The following is a 209-nucleotide window of genomic DNA, read 5'->3' as shown; positions in this document are numbered from 1 at the left end:
GGATATTACGTCCTTGATGCCGACATTGCCAAATGTTTCGACCAGATTGACCATGATTACCTGCTATCCAAACTTCAATGTCCAACGACCATTAGGCGCAATATCAGACAATGGTTAAAAGCCGGGGTTATGGACAATGGTGTATTTGACGACACAAAAGCCGGGACACCTCAAGGAGGGGTAATAAGTCCACTCCTCGCCAACATCGC

1 protein-coding gene is annotated in these 209 nt (G+C 46.9%); it reads left to right on the top strand.

Annotation, left to right across the window (positions count from 1 at the left end; all coding sequences use genetic code 11):
• A partial coding sequence (locus LKE08_RS09660) for a reverse transcriptase domain-containing protein (protein WP_324704010.1) occupies window positions 1-209 on the top strand: 209 nt, incomplete at both ends.

It is taken from the genome of Lyngbya sp. CCY1209 (genome assembly GCF_035615495.1).
Classification (GTDB): domain Bacteria; phylum Cyanobacteriota; class Cyanobacteriia; order Cyanobacteriales; family Microcoleaceae; genus Limnospira.
The sequence above is the reverse complement of the archived record's forward strand: the minus strand, read 5'-3'. Positions and strand labels throughout refer to the sequence as shown.